This is a genomic window from Streptomyces sp. NPDC005805 (genome assembly GCF_040630445.1).
Classification (GTDB): Bacteria; Actinomycetota; Actinomycetes; order Streptomycetales; family Streptomycetaceae; genus Streptomyces.
The window spans coordinates 65115-82453 of sequence record NZ_JBEXXN010000015.1; the positions used below are offsets into that span (position 1 = coordinate 65115).

A 17339-nucleotide genomic window follows, 5' to 3' on the forward strand; every position below is an offset into this window, starting at 1 on the left:
GCTGCGAGAGGGGCGGGCTGGGGCGGGACGCGGGTGTAACGCGTGGGCGCCCGGGGCGTGCCCGGTACTCGGGCGAGCGGGTGGTGTGCGGCGGCGCGCGGGGGCGCGCTCAGCGTGGTGCGGGGTCAGGCGGCGCGGCGGTGCGCGCGGGCGAACTGCTTCTCGGGCTCGCCGAAGAACACCCAGGGCCACCGGGTGTACGCGCCGTCCAGCGTCCGGAAGACGCGCTGGATCGTGTGCTGCTCACCGGCCAGCCACAGGGCCATGCCGAAGATGTTGAAGTCGTGCTGCCAGCCCGGGCGGCGCCGGTAGGCCGGGTGGAGGATGCTGTGGTCGGCCGCGTTCCTCAACTCCGCCCGGATCTCGGGGGTTGCCAGGCAGTCGGCGTCGTCGGACTCGACCCACTCCTCGATGTGCGCCATCGCGATCACCGAGCCGAGGGGGTGCCCCTGCGGGGTGCGGGCGAGCGCCTCGCGGGCGAACGCGAGGGCCTCGCCGGGCTCACCGCCCCAGCGGGGCTGGAGCTGCGACAGCCACTCCAGATGGGTCTCCGGGCAGAGGGTGTCGCGGCGCAGGGCTGCCTCGAACCGGGCCTCGTTGACGGCGGTGCCCAGCGATATCCCCCGTCCGGAGGTGAGGAGTTGGCGCCACGGGGTGATCCACTCCGGCTCCAGCTCGGCGGCCTCCAGCAACTGCTCCTCCGCGAGCTCCAGCCGCTCGTGGAAGATCCGCCACTGGTCCCGCGTGACGTCCACGGCACGGGCGGAGGTGCGCGCCTCCCAGCCCCAGGCGATATGGCGGGCCCCGGATATCAGCAGCGCGGTCGCCCGGTGCTCCTTGTCCTCCGCGACGGGGCGGCCGATCCAGTCCTGGAGGCCGTCGACGGAGACCAGTTCACCGAGGACCCGGTGGTCGCGGCCGAGGTCGAAGGGGGCCAGGGCCTCCTTGAGGGCGGGCCAGTTCCCGGACTCGGCGGCCTCCACGGCCAAGAGCACCCGCCGGTCGCCCAGCGCGCGCAGCACGTACATACCGCTGCGCCGCCGCTCGGACGGGGGAAGGGCGTACGGATCCGCCGGGGGTCTCTCCCCGCCGCCACCACCGAACAACCTGCCGAACATGCCGACCCCTCCCCTGGTCCCGCGCGATCTTCGGGGTGCAGCATAAACGCCACCACCGACACGGTGACCACAGGGTTTTCACCGGTGCTTCACGAGCGAAGGGTGGTCGGCCGGGAGCCGGTGGCGGGCGCCGGTGGCCGCGGGGCGGGGTCGGCCCGGGCCGACCCGGGCGACCGGGGGGCGGGACGCGGCCCGGGGCTAGCGTCGGCGAGGGGCTAGCGGCGGCCGAGGGGCCAGGCCGGCTCGTGGTGCTCGGCGTCGAGGCCGTTGCTGCGCCGGTCGTCCGCGTACCGCGCGCACGCGTCGGTCAGGGTCTCCAGCAGGGTCAGCGGGTCGGGCAGCGGGTTCTCCACCCCGCGTACCCAGGCCACGCCCCGGTCGCCGTCACCCGGCAGCCGGGCGGGCGGTACCAGGACGTAGCTGCCCCGGCAGTGCCAGCGCAGGCCTGGGTGCTCGTCCATCGTCTCGGGGTGGCAGTCCAGTTCGCAGGGCCACCACTCGTCCTCGTCCTCCGGGGTGCCCCGGGTGGCGGTGAAGAACAGCATCCGGCCGCCCTCGCCGTGCTCGTCGAGGACGGCGACCGGGCCCACCTCGACGCCCTGCTCCAGCAGCCTGCGCAGAGCACTGCGACCGGCCTCCAACGGAACGTCCAGGACGTCGTGGACCATGCCGGTCGCGGTGATGAAGTTGGCCTCGGGCTGGTTGCGGGCCCAGCGCTCGATCTGGGCGCGGTCCGTGGTGGACTGCGTCTGCCAGGCGAAGGAGAGCGGATGCGTCGCGGGCGTGGGACAGCCGATGCGCTCGCAGGAACATCGGAAGCCGACGGGATGCGCGGCCGGGGCGAGCGGCAGTCCGGCGGCGGCGGTGGCCAGCAGCAGATCCTCGCGGCGTGAGTGCTCCGCCTCGGCGCTCCGGGCCTCGGCCCCGCCCCCGGCGCGGCGGCGCAGCCACTGCGCCAGCCTGCCCTCCCGGGACCGGCCGCCCTCCTGGGACCGACTGCTCTCCGTGCCGCGGATCCGACCGCTACCGTCGCCCATCTATCCCCTCACACCTCACGCATTCGTCCGTGCGGACACTGCTGCCATGGTCCCACCATCCTGCGCCCCCGGTGGACACTGTCCCCAACCGGGGTACCGGCTCATCTGTTCCCGGCGTGTTCCCGGCGCGAGGGGGCGCACGGTGGCAGCTCCCGAGCGCACGGGCCGCACCGAGGCCCGGGACGGGCCGGGAGCCGGGGGCGGGACAGCGGCGGGGCGGGGACGCGACGCCTGCCCGAGGTGTGGGCGCGGGGCCGGGCGCGGAGGGGGCGCGCCGGGTCAGGAACGGGGCGCGTCAGGGGCGGGGCGCGAGGCCGTGCACGGCGTAGTCGACGATCGTGTCCGCGTACGCGTGCGTCAGGGGCAGGGTGCGCAGCAGCCAGCGGTGGGCGAGGGGGCCGACGAAGAGTTCCAGGGCGATCCGGGGATCCAGGTCGGCCCGCACCCCGCCCGCGTCCCGGGCCGCGTTCAGCCGGTCCGTGTACAGCCGGAGCTGGGGTTCGAGGAGCTTCTCGACGAACACGGCGCCGACCTCGGCGTCCAGGATGCCTTCGGCGGTCAGGGCGCGGGCGGGGGCGTCGTAGGCGGGGCTGTTCATCTCGTCGACGGTCGCGCGCAGGACGAGGCGCAGGTCGGCGGCGAGGTCGCCGGTGTCCGGGATGGCGTACTCCCCCGGCCCGCCGGGCTGCCCGGGGCCGCCCGCCGCGTCCGCCCCGGTCCCGTCCGCCGCCTCGGCCGCTTCCGCCGCCGCGCGGTCGGCCAGGTCGAGGAACGCCTCCAGCAGGACGGCGCCCTTGGAGGGCCACCAGCGGTAGATGGTCTGCTTGCCGACGCCGGCCCGGGCGGCGATGCCCTCGATGGTGGTCCGGCCGTATCCGACCTCCCCGACGAGGGCGAGGGCCGCGTCGTAGATCGCACGGCGCGAGCGCTCACTGCGGCGGGAGGAGTCGGGGGCGGTCCTGGCGTCGGTCATGGGGCCAACCTAGCAAGAGGAGAGACGAGACGTCTCGGACAGGCGGGCGGGGCCCGGCGCGGGGCTCGGCGTGAGCCCGGGTCCTGGGGTGCAGGGCGGGGTCCGGGGCGCACCCGGGCCCGAGGTGCGGGCCCGGGGCGCTGGGCCCGGGGCGCTGGGCCCGGTCCTGGACGGGCACCCCCGCACGGCGCGAGGCCGGTCCGAGGCGGGCCCGGTCCCGGGGTGCGGGACGCGGGGCCGACCCCGGGGCGCACCCGGGCCCGAGGTGCGGGCCCGGTCCGGGGTCGACCCAAGGCGGGTCCGGGGCCCGCCCGGTCAGGCGTCCCCCGCGCCTTCCGCCTCCGGAGGCCACGCCTCGCCCCACGCCGTGTCGCGGGCGGCCCGGTACAGCGGGCCGTGGCGCTTGGTCACGGTCTCCCGGCGCAGCCCCTCCGCCTCCGTGCACAGGTCGAGCAGGACCATCCCCTTGCGGATCTGCGGCCTGCGCACGACCCGGGCCGGGGCGGGAGCCACCGGAACCGGAACCTCCGCGTCGCCGCCACCGCCGGCCCCACCGCCACCTTCGCCGTCACCGCCACCGTCCCGAACCGCGGCCACATAGCTGAACTTCTCGTCCTCGTACGCCAGCGACCCGCCCTTGATCTGCCGGTGCAGGGAGGAGCGCGAGACGCGAGCCGCGAAGTGGCACCAGTCGGAGCCGGGCACGATCGGGCAGGCGGCGCTGTGCGGGCAGGGCGCGGCGACGGTCATGCCGGCCGCGACGAGGGCGTCCCGGGCCCGGATGATCCGCTCGTAACCGTCCGGAGTGCCGGGTTCCACGATGACCACGGCCCGCGCGGCGCGGGCGGCCTCGGCGACGACCACGTCCCGGTCCGCCTCGGTCAGCTCCTTGAGCACATACGACACCGTGACGAGATCACTGCTCTCGATACGGAGCGCCGCTCCAATACGAGAGCGCTGCCACTCCACCGCACCGAGCGACGGCACACCCGAGGCGCGGGCCAGTTCACGGCCGAGGGCGAGTGCCGGCTCGGCCCAGTCCAGGACGGTCGTCGACGGCGGCCGCTCGGCCCACGCCTCCGCCACGGCCCAGCTCGCCGCCCCCGTCCCGCCCCCGATGTCGGTGTGCGTCACGGGCGCCCACCCGGGCACGGCGTCCCGCAGCGCGTCCAGCGCCGACCGCACCGCCTCGTAGGTCGCGGGCATCCGGTACGCGGCGTACGCGGCGACGTCCGCCCGGTCGCGGAGCACGGGGGCGTCGGTCGGGGTGGTCCCCCGGTAGTTGGCGATCAGCCGGTCGACGGCCTGGGCGGTCTGCGTGGGCGGCAACCCGGCCAGCAGTCCGGCGAGGGTGTCGCGCAGCGTCTCGGCGGTGGGGGCGGTGGCGTTCACCGGAAAATCCTAGTCCTGCTCGCCGGATGACCGGGGTGACCGCCCTCAGATGTCCTGGCTCCCTCCCGGCCGGTCGCCGGTCGGTCGCCCTCAGATGCCCTGGTTCCTGCGCTGCCAGGGGCGGCACAGCACCAGGAAGCAGGTCACGGCGGCCAGCGCGCAGGACAACTGGACCACCGCCATCGGCACCGCCGTCCGCTCGCCCGCGATCCCGACCAGCGGCGAGGCGACGGCCCCGACCAGGAAGGACGAGGTGCCCAGCAGCGCCGACGCCGAGCCGGCCGCGTGCGGGGTGCGCAGCAGGGCGAGGGCGTTGGTGTTCGGCATCGCGAGGCCCATCGCCGACATCAGCACGAACAGCCCGGCCGCCACCGGCACCAGGCCGACCTCGCCGAAGACCCCGGAGGTCATCAGCAGCAGCGCGGTCGCCGCCAGGGTGATCACCGCGAGCCCGAAGCCGAGCGCCTTGTCCAGCGACACCCGCCCGACGAGCACCTTGCCGTTGATCTGGCCGACGACGATCAGCCCGACCGAGTTGAGCCCGAAGAGCAGGCTGAACGTCTGCGGCGAGGCACCGTAGATCTCCTGCACCACGAACGGGGAGGCCGCGATGTACGCGAAGAGCGCGGCGAAGGCGAGGCCGCCCGCGAGCATGTAGCCGGTGAACACCCGGTCCGCGAGCAGCCCGCGCATGGTGCGCAGCGCCTCGCCCACCCCGCCGGAGTGCCGCCGCTCGGGCGGCAGCGTCTCGCCGAGCCACTTGACGACGACCAGGGTCAGCAGCAGTCCGACGCCGGTGAGGACGACGAAGATCCCGCGCCAGTCGGTGATCCGCAGCACCTGGCCGCCGATGAGGGGCGCGACGATCGGCGCGGCTCCGGAGATGAGCATCAGGGTGGAGAAGAAACGTGCCATCTCCACGCCGTCGTACAGGTCGCGGACCATGGCGCGGGCGATGACGATGCCGGCCGCGCCCGCCAGGCCCTGGACCAGCCGGAAGGCGATGAGGAGTTCGGCGGTGGGGGCGAGGGCGCAGACGGCGGTGGCGAGGACGTAGAGGACCATGCCGGCGAGCAGGGGCCGGCGGCGGCCCCACCGGTCGCTCATCGGGCCGACGACCAGCTGCCCGAGAGCCATGCCGGCGAGGCAGGCGGTGAGGGTGAGCTGCACGGTCGCGGCGGGCGCGGAGAGCGAGTCGGTGACGGCGGGCAGGGCGGGGAGGTACATGTCCATGGACAGGGGCGGGAGGGCGGTGAGCCCGCCCAGTACGAGAGTCACCAGCAGCCCGGCCCGGCGTGCCCCGACGCCGTCCCGGCCGGTGGCCCCCGGCTTGCCCGCGCCGACGGCACCGCCCCTACCCGCGCCCTTGACGCCCCCGGCCTCGGGACCGGACCCGGGCGCCGCCACCACCCCGCCGGGAACGCCCCCGGCACCGGTCCCCGAAGCGGACCCGGGCGTGGCCGGCGCCCCTCCCCCGGAAACGGCCTCCGTCCCCGGGACGGCGACGGCTCCCGGGACGGCGACGGCCCCGGGGAGGGCGGCGGCCTCGGCCACGGGCTCGGGGTGTACGGCGGGTACGGGGTGGTGTCCTTCGTGGCTCTGGCCGCGGTCCGGCATCGACAGCTCTCCTGTTCCTGGTTTCAACAAACTATGCTCTCAGCCCGATCGCTTGATCGAATCCATCGGACGGGGCGCCCGTGCACACCACCCGCACCACCATCACCCCCGACGAGGCCGGAACCACGGCCTCCGACCGGGACCGGCCCCTGCGCTGGGGCATCCTGGCCACCGGCGGCATCGCCGCCCGCTTCACCGAGGACCTGCTGCGGATGCCCGACGCCCGGGTGGTCGCGGTGGCCTCCCGCAGCGAGTCCTCGGCCCGGGCCTTCGCCGACCGGTACGCGATCCCCCGCGCCCACGGGAGCTGGGCCGCGCTCGCCGCCGACGAGGATGTGGACGTCGTCTATGTGGCCACACCACACTCCGCGCACCGGGCGGCGGCCGGTCTCTGTCTGGAGGCGGGGCGTCCGGTCCTGTGCGAGAAGCCGTTCACGCTGAACGCGGCCGAGGCGGCCGAACTCGTCGCCCTCGCCCGCGCACGGGGCACGTTCCTGATGGAGGCCATGTGGATGTACTGCCACCCGGCCGTCCGGAAACTCACGGAACTCGTCCGGGACGGCGCGATCGGCGAGATCCGCACCGTGCAGGCCGACTTCGGCTTCGCCGCGCCGCCGGACGCGGCACACCGCCTGCGCGACCCGGCCCTCGGCGGCGGCGCCCTCCTCGACCTCGGCGTCTACCCGGTGGCCTTCGCCCAGCTCCTGCTCGGCGAACCGGACCGGGTCCGGGCGGACGCGCTGCTGAGCGAGGAGGGCGTCGACCTCAACACCGGGATGCTGCTCGGCTGGGACGGCGGCGCGACGGCGCTGCTGAGCTGCTCGATCACGGCGGGCACCCCGGTGACCGCCTCGGTCAGCGGGACCCTGGGCCGGATCGACGTGCCCGACGGCTTCTTCCACCCGGAACGCTTCGTCCTCCACCGGGCGGGCGCGGAACCGGAGGAGTTCGCCTTCACCGGGCGGCGCGACACGATGGAGCACGAGGCGGCCGAGGTGACGCGCGCGCTGCGGGCGGGCGAGACGGAGTCCCCGCTCGTCCCGCTGGACGGCACCCTCGCGGTGATGCGGACGCTGGACGCGGTGCGGGCCCGGATCGGGGTGCGCTTCCCCGGCGAGTGACCGCCCCGGGCCCGGCCCGTTCCCCCTCGCCCCCTCCGCGTCCGCATGGCGGTCGGCCGCGCCCCGCTCCCCGCGCCGGGCCGTACGCTGCGCAGCCATGAGCGCTGTACGGAAGATCGCGGTGGTGACGGGAGCGGGCTCGGGGATCGGCCGGGCCGTGGCCCTGGAGCTGGCGTCAACCGGCTGGTCGGTGGCCCTGGCCGGGCGCACGGCCGGCACGCTGGACGAGACGGCCTCCCTCACCGGCCCGGACGCGGACGTCCTGGCCGTCCCGGCGGACGTGACCGACCCGGCCGCGGTGACGGCCCTGTTCACCACGGTCCGCGAGCACTTCGGCCGCGTGGACCTCCTCTTCAACAACGCGGGCACCTTCGGCCCGGGCGGCATCGGCTTCGCGGACCTGCCGTACGAGGCGTGGCGCAAGGTCGTCGACGTCAACCTGAACGGCGCGTTCCTCTGCGCCCAGGCCGCGTTCCGCCAGATGCGCGACCAGGACCCGCGGGGCGGCCGGATCATCAACAACGGCTCCATCTCCGCCCACGTCCCCCGCCCGGACTCGGCCCCCTACACCGCGACCAAGCACGCGCTGACGGGCCTCACCAAGTCCATCGCCCTCGACGGCCGCCCGTACCGGATCGCCTGCGGCCAGATCGACATCGGCAACGCGGCCACCGACATGACCCGCGCCATGCAACAGGGCGTCCGCCAGGCCAACGGCGACCTCGCCCCGGAACCGGTCATGGACGTCACCGACGTCGCCCGCACCGTCCGCCACATGGCGGACCTCCCCCTGGAGGCGAACATCCCGTTCGCGACGGTGATGGCGACGAACATGCCGTACGTCGGGCGGGGTTGAGGGCGAGGAAGCGTCCGGCGGCGGTGCCGTCCGCTGCCCCGAGGACCCTGCCCGCGCCGGGTGTCCGTCATGGGCACCTTCCGTATCGCGGCCGGAGGGCGCCGGCCACGGAGATCGTCGTCCGTGAGTCCGTGCTCGCCCTGCTTCTGCCGGTGGCAGCCGGCGAAGAAGTCCGCCGGGGAACCGCTGTCGGCCCGGCTACGTCAATCGCCCAGTCCGGGACCCCGGTTCGGCCCGGGACGCTGCTGGTCCGGGGGTGCATGCTGCGGCTGGGTGGGGGCGGTGGCGCTCCTCGTGCCGGTCACCCGGACACCCGGCAACCACTGATGCCCCGGTCGCGGCTCGCGCGCTGCGGGAGCGGGTGCCTGCGGGGGAGCTTGCGTGGGCGCGGGGCGCGCGAGCGGCGGCTCCTGCTGGCCCTGTTGCTGTTGCTGTTGCTGTTGCTGTTGCGGGACGGAAGCGGTCGGTGAGTTCGAGGGCCCGGTCGTGGTGTTGGCCGGCACCGAAAGCTCCGGCGGCCGCCACCGGGGCGGGATCTCCTGTACCCGTCGCACAGCGTTCTCGTCCCCGGACTGTTCCGCGGCCACCGCCCTCGCCCGGAGCGCGCTCTGCCGGGCGATGGGAGAGAAGCCGGGCGAGGCGTTGCCGGTCTCGGCGGGCAGGGCGCGGGCGCCCATCTGGTTCAGCCGCTGCTGGATGCCCGACTCCGGGGCGAACACCTCGCGCGGGAGTTGCCAGGACGCGGCGCCGTCGACGTCGACACGATGCTCCTTGCCGTCCTCGGTGCGGAACGTCAGCCCGTAGCCGATGTACTGGTCGTCCTGGTCGAACATCAGGTCGCCGGTGACCTGCCCGCGGTTGTCCCGCACCTGGTTCGCCAGTGTCTGCAGGGCCGGGGGAAGGGGGTTGGTACGGCCCAGGCTCGCGACGTAGCCGTCGCCGGTGAGTTCCCTGGGCGGATCGCCTCTGTTCTCGCCCGGGTACGTCAGCTTGAACGATGTCCTGCCGTCCTCGCCCTGGAAGGTCTCGATGGCGCCCACGCGCGCGTTGACAAGATTCAGGCGGCCCTCGAACTCCTTCCGCATCTGAGGGAACTGCACCTGGTGCTCCAGAGCGGCCGGTGGTGCCGCACCGATGACGGTCACTTTCGCGTCGGCGTTCTCCCGCAGGATGATCTCAGCGTTGGCGACCCCCGTGCCGCCGGAGCCGGCGACGATCCAGTGCTCGGCGTCCGCCGGGTCGAAGCGGTTCTCGGCGACCTCGTCACCCATCAGCACCCGCCCGGGGGCTGCCTCCCTCGCCCTCTCCCACTTCTCGGTGGCGTCCAGGGTCGTGAAGCAGCCTTCCAAGCGCCGCTTGACCGGCCCTTCGCCCAGCCCGTCGAACAAGGCCCCCCGGAGGTTGGACGAGTCGACGGCGGCGAGGACCGTCGCGGTGTCGGCTCCGGTCCGCTCTGCCCGGATGAGCCGCTCCCGAAGCTCGCCGGCTCCGGCGGCCCCCTGCCCTTCGAGTTCCTGGAGGCGCTCGCTGATCAGCCGTACGGCCTCGCTGCGGCTCTCCACGCCCGGCCCGAGTTCTCGGCTGTCGCGTGCGATTCCGGGGACCACTTCGGCGGTCAGGCCGGTCGCGACGGTGGGCGTACCGTCGACCCGCACCAGCAGAGGTGTCCCGCCACGCTCGCTGCCGTCCCTGTTGAAGGCCCGCGCCTCGGCGAGCAGCGTGCCGTTCTCGTCGAGTCTCAGGTGGGCGCGGCCGTTCGCCACATCACCCTGGGTGGCCAGCTGATCCTCCCAGAGGCGCACCGCGTCGATGGAGATCCGGTCGCCGGGCTCCCTGACGGCCTGGTACGGGTCGGCTCCCATCCACTGGGCCAGGTCCCGGTCCTGGTCCGCCGACTGCACGATCCCGGCACCGGGGTCCAGGTGCCAGCGGCCCACCGCGTCGATGAGCAGGGCCTCACGGTCGCGCCCGGACAGGCTCGCGCCCCCGCCGATCGTCACCTTGCGCAGCGGGATCTCGCCCGCCGCGTTCTGATTCGCCACGGTCTGCGCGGCCAGCTCACCCATCTGGCCGCGGTAGTCCGCCCACTGCTGCGAGGCGGGTTCTACCTGATCGCGGGGGAGCGGCAGGCCGTTCTGGTCGTAGCCGGGCATGGCCATGGTGATGTCGCGCCGCCCGATGAACGCCTCGACCTGCCGCTGCGCGACGGCGGCCGCCTCACGAGCGGCCTGGAGCATGGCGGCGTCGGTGGGGTCGAGTTGTTCGATGGGGCGGGCGAGTTCACCTACTGTGCGCTTGGCGGCGGGGGAGAGGAAATCCCGTGATGCGAGGAGCCGCCGCGCAGCGGATCTCCGCTCGGCTGCATGCTGTTCCACCTCGGCAGTGGGCACGACAGCGCGCTCCCCGCAGTGGTCGAGCAGGGCGGACAGTTCGGCACGCGCCCCGGTCCGCTGCCGCTGTGACAGATCCCGATTGCGGGCAATACTCGCAAGCCAGTTCAGCTCGCCGATACGGCCGTGGTCCCGGCTCGACAGCTCCTGCCGAGGGGAGACTTTCGCCCCCTGGGCCAGGAGATTCTCGCGGACAGGTGCCAGCCCCTGGCCGGACCGCTCGTGCACAGCCATGAGTTCGCCGACCTCGTGCGCCAGCACTCTCCTCAGCAGACGGCTCGGCAGACGATCGGACACCTGCACGATGTACTGGTCCGACGTTGTGTTCGTCGCGGTAGTGGCGATGGTGCCGGCAGGCATCGGAACGGCGTCCAGCCAGAGCGCCATCGGCTTCCCGCGTGTTGCCCTCAGTTCCAGGTAGTCGCGCGGATTGCTTTCCTCTGTCCGAGCAGCTTCGAGCGATCTGAAGCGATCTCCCAGAACCGTCGACGCGATGCTCTCCGTCTCAGCCCTGGAAGCCTCGACGAGCGCCGCCTGCCGGGCACGCAGTTGATCCGCCTCGGTTCCTCCTGGCTCCGCTGCCAGCACGTTCGCCAGCATTCGAGGATCGGCAGATCGGTCCATGCAATGCTCCGCCGTAATCCTGCCACCGCATCGAACAGCCAGTATGATCATGCCATGTTGACGGCACGCTCATCGTTCGAAGCGCATCTGTACATGGATCTGCACCCGTGTGTGTGCGGTTCCGGCGACTTCGACCGGCAGCACCGGCTGGAGCAGCACGGCGATGACCTCGTGGCCGTGTATGAGGGTCCGTGTCGGCAGTGTGGGACGGTTCGTCGCTTCGACTTCCGTATGGCTGAGGAGATTTCTCCGCCGCCGCCCGCGTTCGGTGGGGCTCAGCCCTCGCAGATCATCGACCCGGGTGAGTTCGCGGAGGTCGCGTTCCGCATCTCCGAGTCGGCCGGTATCCAATTGCTCAACTCTCCCGAGTCCGAGCACGACAAACTGCGTGATGCTGTGGCATACGCGCTCGCGGCCTTCCAGGAAACGCTGAAATTTGTGCCGCCGGGTGCCGACTCCATTCCCGCGGAGGCCTTCACCTCAGAGGTCGGCAAGGCTCGGTATCAACGCGAACCGGGGAATTTCGACCGCGACATCCTCGAAGGCAATGTCGCACTCGCCCAAACCGTCCTCGACGACATCGACGAGGTCAGCCGCCCCCCGCAGACGCCCCGGCAGTGACCGCGGGTGGGGCGGGGCCGGCTGCCCCGCACCACCCCTGCGACGGTGTTGTCAGCGCTTCGCGCCCGGGTCGTACGTGGCCAAGGAGGGCCTTGACCGACCGGGCGTAGGGGCCCTCCCCCAGGCGAAGCCACAGGAAGCGGCAGACGAGTCGGGCTGTACGCCGGGTTCTGTCCCCCGGGACCTCGCGGTCGTCGGGGTGACGGCCATCCATCTAGGGCCGGCGTTGCCGCCGGCCTCGTGCGGTCTACCCGCGGACTCGGGCGGGCAGCCCTCGAACGTCCGCGCAGGAGCGCCGGGGCGCTCCCTCTTGACCTTGCTCCGGGTGGGGTTTACCTAGCTGCCCAGGTCGCCCTGGGCACTGGTGGTCTCTTACACCACCGTTTCACCCTTACCGAGGACCGAGGTCCCCGGCGGTCTGTTTTCTGTGGCACTGTCCCGCGGGTCACCCCGGGTGGCCGTTAGCCACCACCCTGCCCTGTGGAGCCCGGACGTTCCTCGGGAGGATCCGGGGATCCCCACGCGGCCGCCCGCCCGGCTCGTCTGCCGTGGGGACCATGCTACCCGCCGGGCGGGGGCGGTCGGTCAGGCGAGGTCGGCGGTCTCCAGGTCGAAGCCGAAGGGCTCGGGGAGGGGCAGCGGCTTGCCGAACGGGAGGGTGGTGAGCTGGCGGTAGTCGCCGTTCTCCGGGTCGGAGAAGAGGGTCAGGGAGGAGGCGTCCCGGTCCACCAGGAGGTACAGCGGGATCTCCGCCCGGGCGTAGCAGCGGCGCTTGGCCTCGCGGTCCGCGTGGGGGCGGGTCGAGGTCACCTCCAGGACCAGGGCGACGCCGTCGCTCGGCATCCAGGGCTCGGCGCCGCGGAACAGCCGCCGGTCGGCGGCCGCGAAGGTGCCGTCCGGGATGACGTGGTTGCGGGGGCAGTCGGGCGCGCTGCGCAGCTTCAGCCCCTTGTTGCCGGAGTAGTCCATGTCGGTTCGTGAGCGGCGGATGATCTGCTTCACGATCTGGTTGATGTAGTCCTCGTGGTCCCCGTCCGGCGGCGGTGTCACAACGATCTCCCCCTCGATCAGCTCCGCCCGGAAGCCCTCCGGCGTGTCCAGCGCCAGGAAGCCCTCCAGCAGGACGTCGCCCCGCGTGAGCGGTTCATGCGGCACGGCAGTCATGTCGCGCTCCTCCCTCGGTCGCCGATCGTGCTCGGACATCGCTGCTCCCGCCGTCCCGGACATGGGGGTCGTTCCCTCGATCGTGGCACATGATCAGCGGGTTCCGGGGGTACCGCGAGGCCGGTGCGCGTGCGGCTTGACCCTGTCGCAGCGTCATGGTTTCCACTGGACCCCATGAGGATCGGAGAGCTCGCCGCGCTCGTCGGCGTCACGTCGCGGACCGTTCGGCACTACCACCAGCAGGGGCTGCTGCCCGAGCCCGTGCGGCGGGCGAACGGGTACCGGGAGTACGGGCTGCGGGACGCGGTGGTGCTGGCGCGGATCAGGCGGCTGACCGAGTTGGGGCTGGGGCTGGCCGAGGTGCGGGACGTGCTGGCCGACGACGCCGGGCGGGAGCTGGTCGAGGTGCTGGAGGAGCTGGACGCGGACCTGGCCGCGCAGGAGGCGGCGATCGCGCGGCGCCGGGCGCGGCTCGGGGAGCTGGTGGCGCAGGCGCGGGACGGGCGGTTGCCGGTGGAGGGCCCGGTGTCGGCGGAGCTGGCGGGGCTGCTCGGGGCGCTGGGGCCGACGGACTCCCCCATGGCGGCCAAGGACCGCGAGCACCTGGCGCTGCTGGACTCCCTGGTTCCGGATGAGCAGCGGGCCGAACTCTTCGCCGTGCTGGGGCCGTTGGCCGGTGACGAGGGGTACGCGGCGAGGGCGCAGGCGCTGTACGAGCGGCTGGACGAGCTGGCGGACGCGGCGGCCGACGACCCGCGCGTGGAACCGCTGGCGGTGGCACTGGCGGACGCGGTGCCGGACGCACTGCTGGCGTTCATGGACGAGGGGGAGCAGGGGGACGGGGCGTTCGAGGGCGCGTTCGGGGAGGCGTTTCTGGCGGACTTCGCGCCGGCGCAGGCGGCGGTGGTGCGGCGGATGCTCGTGCTGGTGAAGGAGAGGACGGCCGGGGGCAGGGCGGCGGAGTCGGGAGACCGGGGAGAGCAGGGGGCGGGGCGATGAAGGTGGGGCGGGGTGCGGTGCGGGACATGGGGCTGAGGGCGTGGCGGGCGTTGCTCGGGCTGCTGCCGGTGAAGGTCGCGCGGCTGCTGGAGCACGAAGTACGCGGGGTGCACAGCCTGGTGCTGTGGGTGGCGCGGCGCAGGCACGGCGTGCCGGCGGGGGCGTACGCCGGCGCGTACACCGGCCCGCAGACGGCGATGATGTGGGGCCTGATCTTCGTCTCCGTCGTGGAGGCGGTCGCGCTGGCCGTGCTCATCCCCTGGCCGCTGGTGCACAGGATCGTGCTGGTGGTGGATGTCTACGGTGTGCTGATCGCGGTGGCGATGCATGCGGCCTGTGTGGTGCGGCCACATGTGGTGGAACCGGATGGGTCCTTGCGGCTGCGCTGGGGCGCTCTGGTGGACGTACGGGTGCCGGTGGACGCCGTCGCCCGGGTGCGGGTGGAGCGGCGCTACCCCGACGGGAAGCTGGTCACCCTGCGCGAGGACGGTTCGGTGGAGCTGGTGGTCGGCGGGCAGACGACGGTCGCGGTGGACCTGGCCCGCCCGGTCCCGTTCGTCCGGCCGCTGGGCGCGCGGGCGGTCGCGGAGGGGACGATCCGGTTCCACACCGACGACCCGGCCGCGTTCGTCGCCGCGTACCGGAAGGCCGTGGAGGGCGACGGCAGGGTGGAGAGCGAAGGCGGGGTGGGGGTGGGTTGAGGGGTGCGGGTGGGGTGAGGGTGAGGGGTGCGGGTCACGCCGGGGTGAAGAGGACCGAGGGGGTGGCCGGGTCCGCGTGGGTGAGGCGGACGGGCAGGCGCTCACCCAGCGGCAGCGCCACCCCGTCGCCCTCGATCCGGGCCACCACCGCCGGGTCCGCCAGGTGGACGGTGCCCACGTCGGGGGACTTGTCCTTGACGTCCACCACCACGCCGTCGAAGACCTCGCCCACCCGGTCGCGCAGCACCGCCGCCTCGACCAGGTCGACGCAGGCACGTTCCACCGCGTTGGCGCGCCGGGACCCTTCGGCCATCTCGCCCGGCAGGGCCGGGAGCGCGGCCGTCACCCACTCGGGCGGCTCCCGCCCGGCGACCGCCGCCACACACAGCTCGCCCGCGTACCGGTCGACGAGCCGGCGCAGCGGCGCGGTGCAGTGGGTGTACGCGTGCGCCACGGCCGCGTGCACGGAGGGCGTCGGCAGCTCCCCGCCGGTGAACGCGGTGTAGCCCGCCCCGCGCAGCAGCGTCGTGCACTCCTGGAGGAAGGCGGCGTGCCGCGGTTCGCGCGCGTCGAGGGCGCGGACGAGGGCCGCGTACGAGACGTGGTGCGGCCACTCGATCCCCAGCGCCGTCGCCGAGCGGCGCAGCCGGGCCACGGCCCCGTCCGGCGCGGTCGGCAGGGTGCGCAGGATGCCCGTACCGGACGCGATCATGACATCGGCGGCGGTCATGCCGGTGAGCAGGGAGATCTGGGCGTTCCAGCCCTCGGCGGGCAGCGGGGCGCGGTACGCGAGGACGAAGGCGCCGTCGCGCTCGCTGATCTCCTGCTCGGGGACGTCGAGCGAGATGCCGCCGCGTTCCGCCTCCAGCGCCTCGCGCAGCCGCCCGATCTCGCGGAGCAGGGCGAGGGGTTCCTCGGCGGTGCCGGTGTCGATCTGCCGCTGTACATGGGCGTAGTCGAGGCGGGCGCGGCTGCGGACGAGGGTGCGCCGCACGTCGAGGGAGGCGGTGGGGCCGGTGGTGAGGGGGGCGCCGTCGGCGTCGAGGTCGATGCGCCAGAGCAGGGCGGGGACGGTCCGGCCGGGCAGCAGGCTGGCCGCGCCCTCGGAGAGGACGGGCGGGTGCAGCGGGACGCGCCCGTCGGGGAAGTACAGGGTCTGGACGCGGCGGTGCGCCTCGCGGTCCAGCGGGCCGCCGGGGGTGACGAACGCGGCGACGTCCGCGATCGCGTAGTGCACGCGGTAGCCCCCGCCGGGCCGCCGGGCCAGGTGCATCGCCTGGTCGAGGTCGGTGGAGCCGGGCGGGTCGACGGTGAGGAACGGCAGGTCGGAGACGGGGGTGTCCGGGCCGATGCCGGGAGTGCGGGCCGCCGTCTCGGCCTCGGCCAGGACCTCGGGCGGGAACGGGCCCGGGACGTCGGGGCTGGTGCGGATCTCGCGCAGTGCGGTGCGCAGCGTGGCCTCGGCTGCGCCGGTCAGATGCATGGGGCGGCGGGGCATGGACCGAGCGTATGGCGGGGTGGGGGTGGGAGCACGTCGGGCGCGGGGGTGCGCGGGGCGCGCTGTGTTGGGGCGCGGGGGCGCAGGGTGGGGGTGGGGCGCGGGGGCGCAGGGTGGGGGTGGGGCGCGGGGGCGCAGGGTGGGGGTGGGGCGCGGGGGCGCAGGGTGGGGGTGGGGGGCACGTCGGCGCCCGTGGGGGCGCCCGGGGGCGGGGGGTTTGTAGGGTTGCCGAGGGGGCCGCACCCCCTCCCCCGTACGTCATGAAGGAGAACCGCCGTGCTCGTGCTGCTGCCGCCGTCGGAAGGCAAGGCCCCCGCCGGACGCGGGGCCCCGCTGAAGCCGGAGTCGCTGTCCCTGCCGGGGCTCGCGGAGGCGCGGGCGGCCGTCCTGGACGAACTGGTCGAGCTGTGCGCGGCCGACGAGGCCAAGGCGCAGGAGGTGCTCGGGCTGAGCGACGGCCTGCGCGGCGAGATCGCGAAGAACGCGGAGCTGCGGACGGCGGGGGCGCGGCCGGCCGGTGAGCTGTACACCGGGGTGCTGTACGACGCGCTCGGCCTGGCGACTCTGGAGGCGGGCGCCCGGCGCCGGGCCCGGGAGTCCCTGCTGGTGTTCTCGGGGCTGTGGGGCGCGCTCCGGATCGGCGACCGCGTCCCGCCGTACCGCTGCTCGATGGGCGTCAGGCTGCCCGGACTGGGCGCGCTCGGCGCGTACTGGCGGGGGCCGATGGCGGACGTGATGCCCGAGGCGGCGGACGGCGGTCTGGTGCTGGACCTGCGGTCGTCGGCGTACGCGGCGGCCTGGAAGCCGAAGGGGGCGGTGGCGGACCGGACGGCGACGGTCCGGGTGCTGCACGCGCAGATGGTGGACGGGGTGGAGAAGCGCTCGGTCGTCAGCCACTTCAACAAGGCGACGAAGGGGCGGCTGGTGCGGAGCCTGCTGGAGGCGGGGGCGGCGCCGCGGACGCCGGAGGCGCTGGTCGAGGCGTTGCGGGACCTGGGGTACACGGTCGAGGCGGAGGCGCCGGCGCGGGCGGGGCGGGCGTGGGGGCTGGACGTGGTGGTGACGGAGATCCACTGAGGGGGCGCTCGCGCGGGCGGCGGCGCTCGCGGGGGCGGGGCCGCTCGCGAGGGCGTGCGCGGGGGCGCGCGGGACGGGGAGCGCTGAGCTTGCGGGTGGGTTGCACAGGGCGCAACGCGCGTTGCGCAGGGTGGGGTGGGTGGGCAGGATG

General features: G+C 74.2%; 14 protein-coding genes and 1 other RNA gene. 6 read left to right on the forward strand and 9 right to left on the reverse strand.

What is annotated here, in order from left to right; genetic code table 11:
* Window positions 1-125: 125 nt before the first annotated feature.
* The 5 genes from ABZ457_RS11320 to ABZ457_RS11340 form a co-directional block, all read right to left on the reverse strand.
* A complete protein-coding gene (locus ABZ457_RS11320) occupies window positions 126-1118 on the reverse strand; it encodes a hypothetical protein (RefSeq protein ID WP_359156405.1) in 993 nt (330 codons plus the stop codon).
* Between the two features lie 215 nt (window positions 1119-1333).
* On the reverse strand, window positions 1334-2155 hold the full coding sequence (locus ABZ457_RS11325; RefSeq protein ID WP_359156407.1) for a bifunctional DNA primase/polymerase: 822 nt from the start codon (window positions 2153-2155) through the stop codon (window positions 1334-1336).
* Window positions 2156-2450: 295 nt separating this feature from the next.
* Window positions 2451-3128, reverse strand: coding sequence for a TetR/AcrR family transcriptional regulator (locus ABZ457_RS11330; RefSeq protein ID WP_359156409.1), 678 nt, complete (start codon window positions 3126-3128; stop codon window positions 2451-2453).
* Between the two features lie 315 nt (window positions 3129-3443).
* Complete coding sequence (locus tag ABZ457_RS11335) at window positions 3444-4520, reverse strand: small ribosomal subunit Rsm22 family protein (protein WP_359156411.1); 1077 nt, start codon at window positions 4518-4520, stop codon at window positions 3444-3446.
* Window positions 4521-4610: 90 nt separating this feature from the next.
* A complete protein-coding gene (locus tag ABZ457_RS11340) occupies window positions 4611-6137 on the reverse strand; it encodes a multidrug effflux MFS transporter (RefSeq protein WP_359156413.1) in 1527 nt (508 codons plus the stop codon).
* 101 nt (window positions 6138-6238) lie between these two features.
* On the opposite strand from ABZ457_RS11340, the gene ABZ457_RS11345 reads away from it, so the two are divergent.
* Window positions 6239-7258 (forward strand): Gfo/Idh/MocA family oxidoreductase, encoded by a 1020-nt coding sequence (locus ABZ457_RS11345; protein ID WP_359156521.1) that lies wholly within the window; start codon window positions 6239-6241, stop codon window positions 7256-7258.
* A gap of 97 nt (window positions 7259-7355) precedes the next feature.
* Window positions 7356-8114, forward strand: coding sequence for an SDR family oxidoreductase (locus ABZ457_RS11350; RefSeq protein WP_359156415.1), 759 nt, complete (start codon window positions 7356-7358; stop codon window positions 8112-8114).
* A 203-nt stretch (window positions 8115-8317) separates the two neighbouring features.
* Here ABZ457_RS11350 and ABZ457_RS11355 read toward each other — a convergent pair whose 3' ends face one another.
* On the reverse strand, window positions 8318-11128 hold the full coding sequence (locus tag ABZ457_RS11355) for a hypothetical protein (protein WP_359156417.1): 2811 nt from the start codon (window positions 11126-11128) through the stop codon (window positions 8318-8320).
* Window positions 11129-11182: 54 nt separating this feature from the next.
* On the opposite strand from ABZ457_RS11355, the gene ABZ457_RS11360 reads away from it, so the two are divergent.
* Window positions 11183-11749: a hypothetical protein gene (locus ABZ457_RS11360; protein ID WP_359156419.1), complete on the forward strand. Its 567-nt coding sequence runs from the start codon at window positions 11183-11185 to the stop codon at window positions 11747-11749.
* Between the two features lie 143 nt (window positions 11750-11892).
* Here the strand turns inward: ABZ457_RS11360 and rnpB are convergent.
* Both rnpB and ABZ457_RS11370 read right to left on the reverse strand, forming a co-directional pair.
* An RNA gene (gene rnpB / locus ABZ457_RS11365) (RNase P RNA component class A) lies at window positions 11893-12291 on the reverse strand.
* Between the two features lie 43 nt (window positions 12292-12334).
* The gene (locus tag ABZ457_RS11370; RefSeq protein ID WP_359156421.1) at window positions 12335-12913 is read right to left on the reverse strand and encodes a Uma2 family endonuclease; all 579 of its coding nucleotides are present in this window, start codon (window positions 12911-12913) and stop codon (window positions 12335-12337) included.
* Between the two features lie 174 nt (window positions 12914-13087).
* On the opposite strand from ABZ457_RS11370, the gene ABZ457_RS11375 reads away from it, so the two are divergent.
* Together ABZ457_RS11375 and ABZ457_RS11380 are read left to right on the forward strand one after the other, a co-directional pair.
* Window positions 13088-13912, forward strand: a complete 825-nt coding sequence (locus ABZ457_RS11375) for a MerR family transcriptional regulator (protein WP_359156423.1) — start codon at window positions 13088-13090, stop codon at window positions 13910-13912.
* Between the two features lie 26 nt (window positions 13913-13938).
* Complete coding sequence (locus ABZ457_RS11380) at window positions 13939-14613, forward strand: hypothetical protein (protein WP_359156425.1); 675 nt, start codon at window positions 13939-13941, stop codon at window positions 14611-14613.
* A gap of 34 nt (window positions 14614-14647) precedes the next feature.
* Here the strand turns inward: ABZ457_RS11380 and ABZ457_RS11385 are convergent, their stop codons facing one another.
* On the reverse strand, window positions 14648-16111 hold the full coding sequence (locus ABZ457_RS11385; RefSeq protein WP_359156427.1) for an RNB domain-containing ribonuclease: 1464 nt from the start codon (window positions 16109-16111) through the stop codon (window positions 14648-14650).
* 276 nt (window positions 16112-16387) lie between these two features.
* On the opposite strand from ABZ457_RS11385, the gene yaaA reads away from it, so the two are divergent.
* On the forward strand, window positions 16388-17188 hold the full coding sequence (yaaA, locus tag ABZ457_RS11390; protein ID WP_359156429.1) for a peroxide stress protein YaaA: 801 nt from the start codon (window positions 16388-16390) through the stop codon (window positions 17186-17188).
* The last annotated feature ends 151 nt before the right edge of the window (window positions 17189-17339 follow it).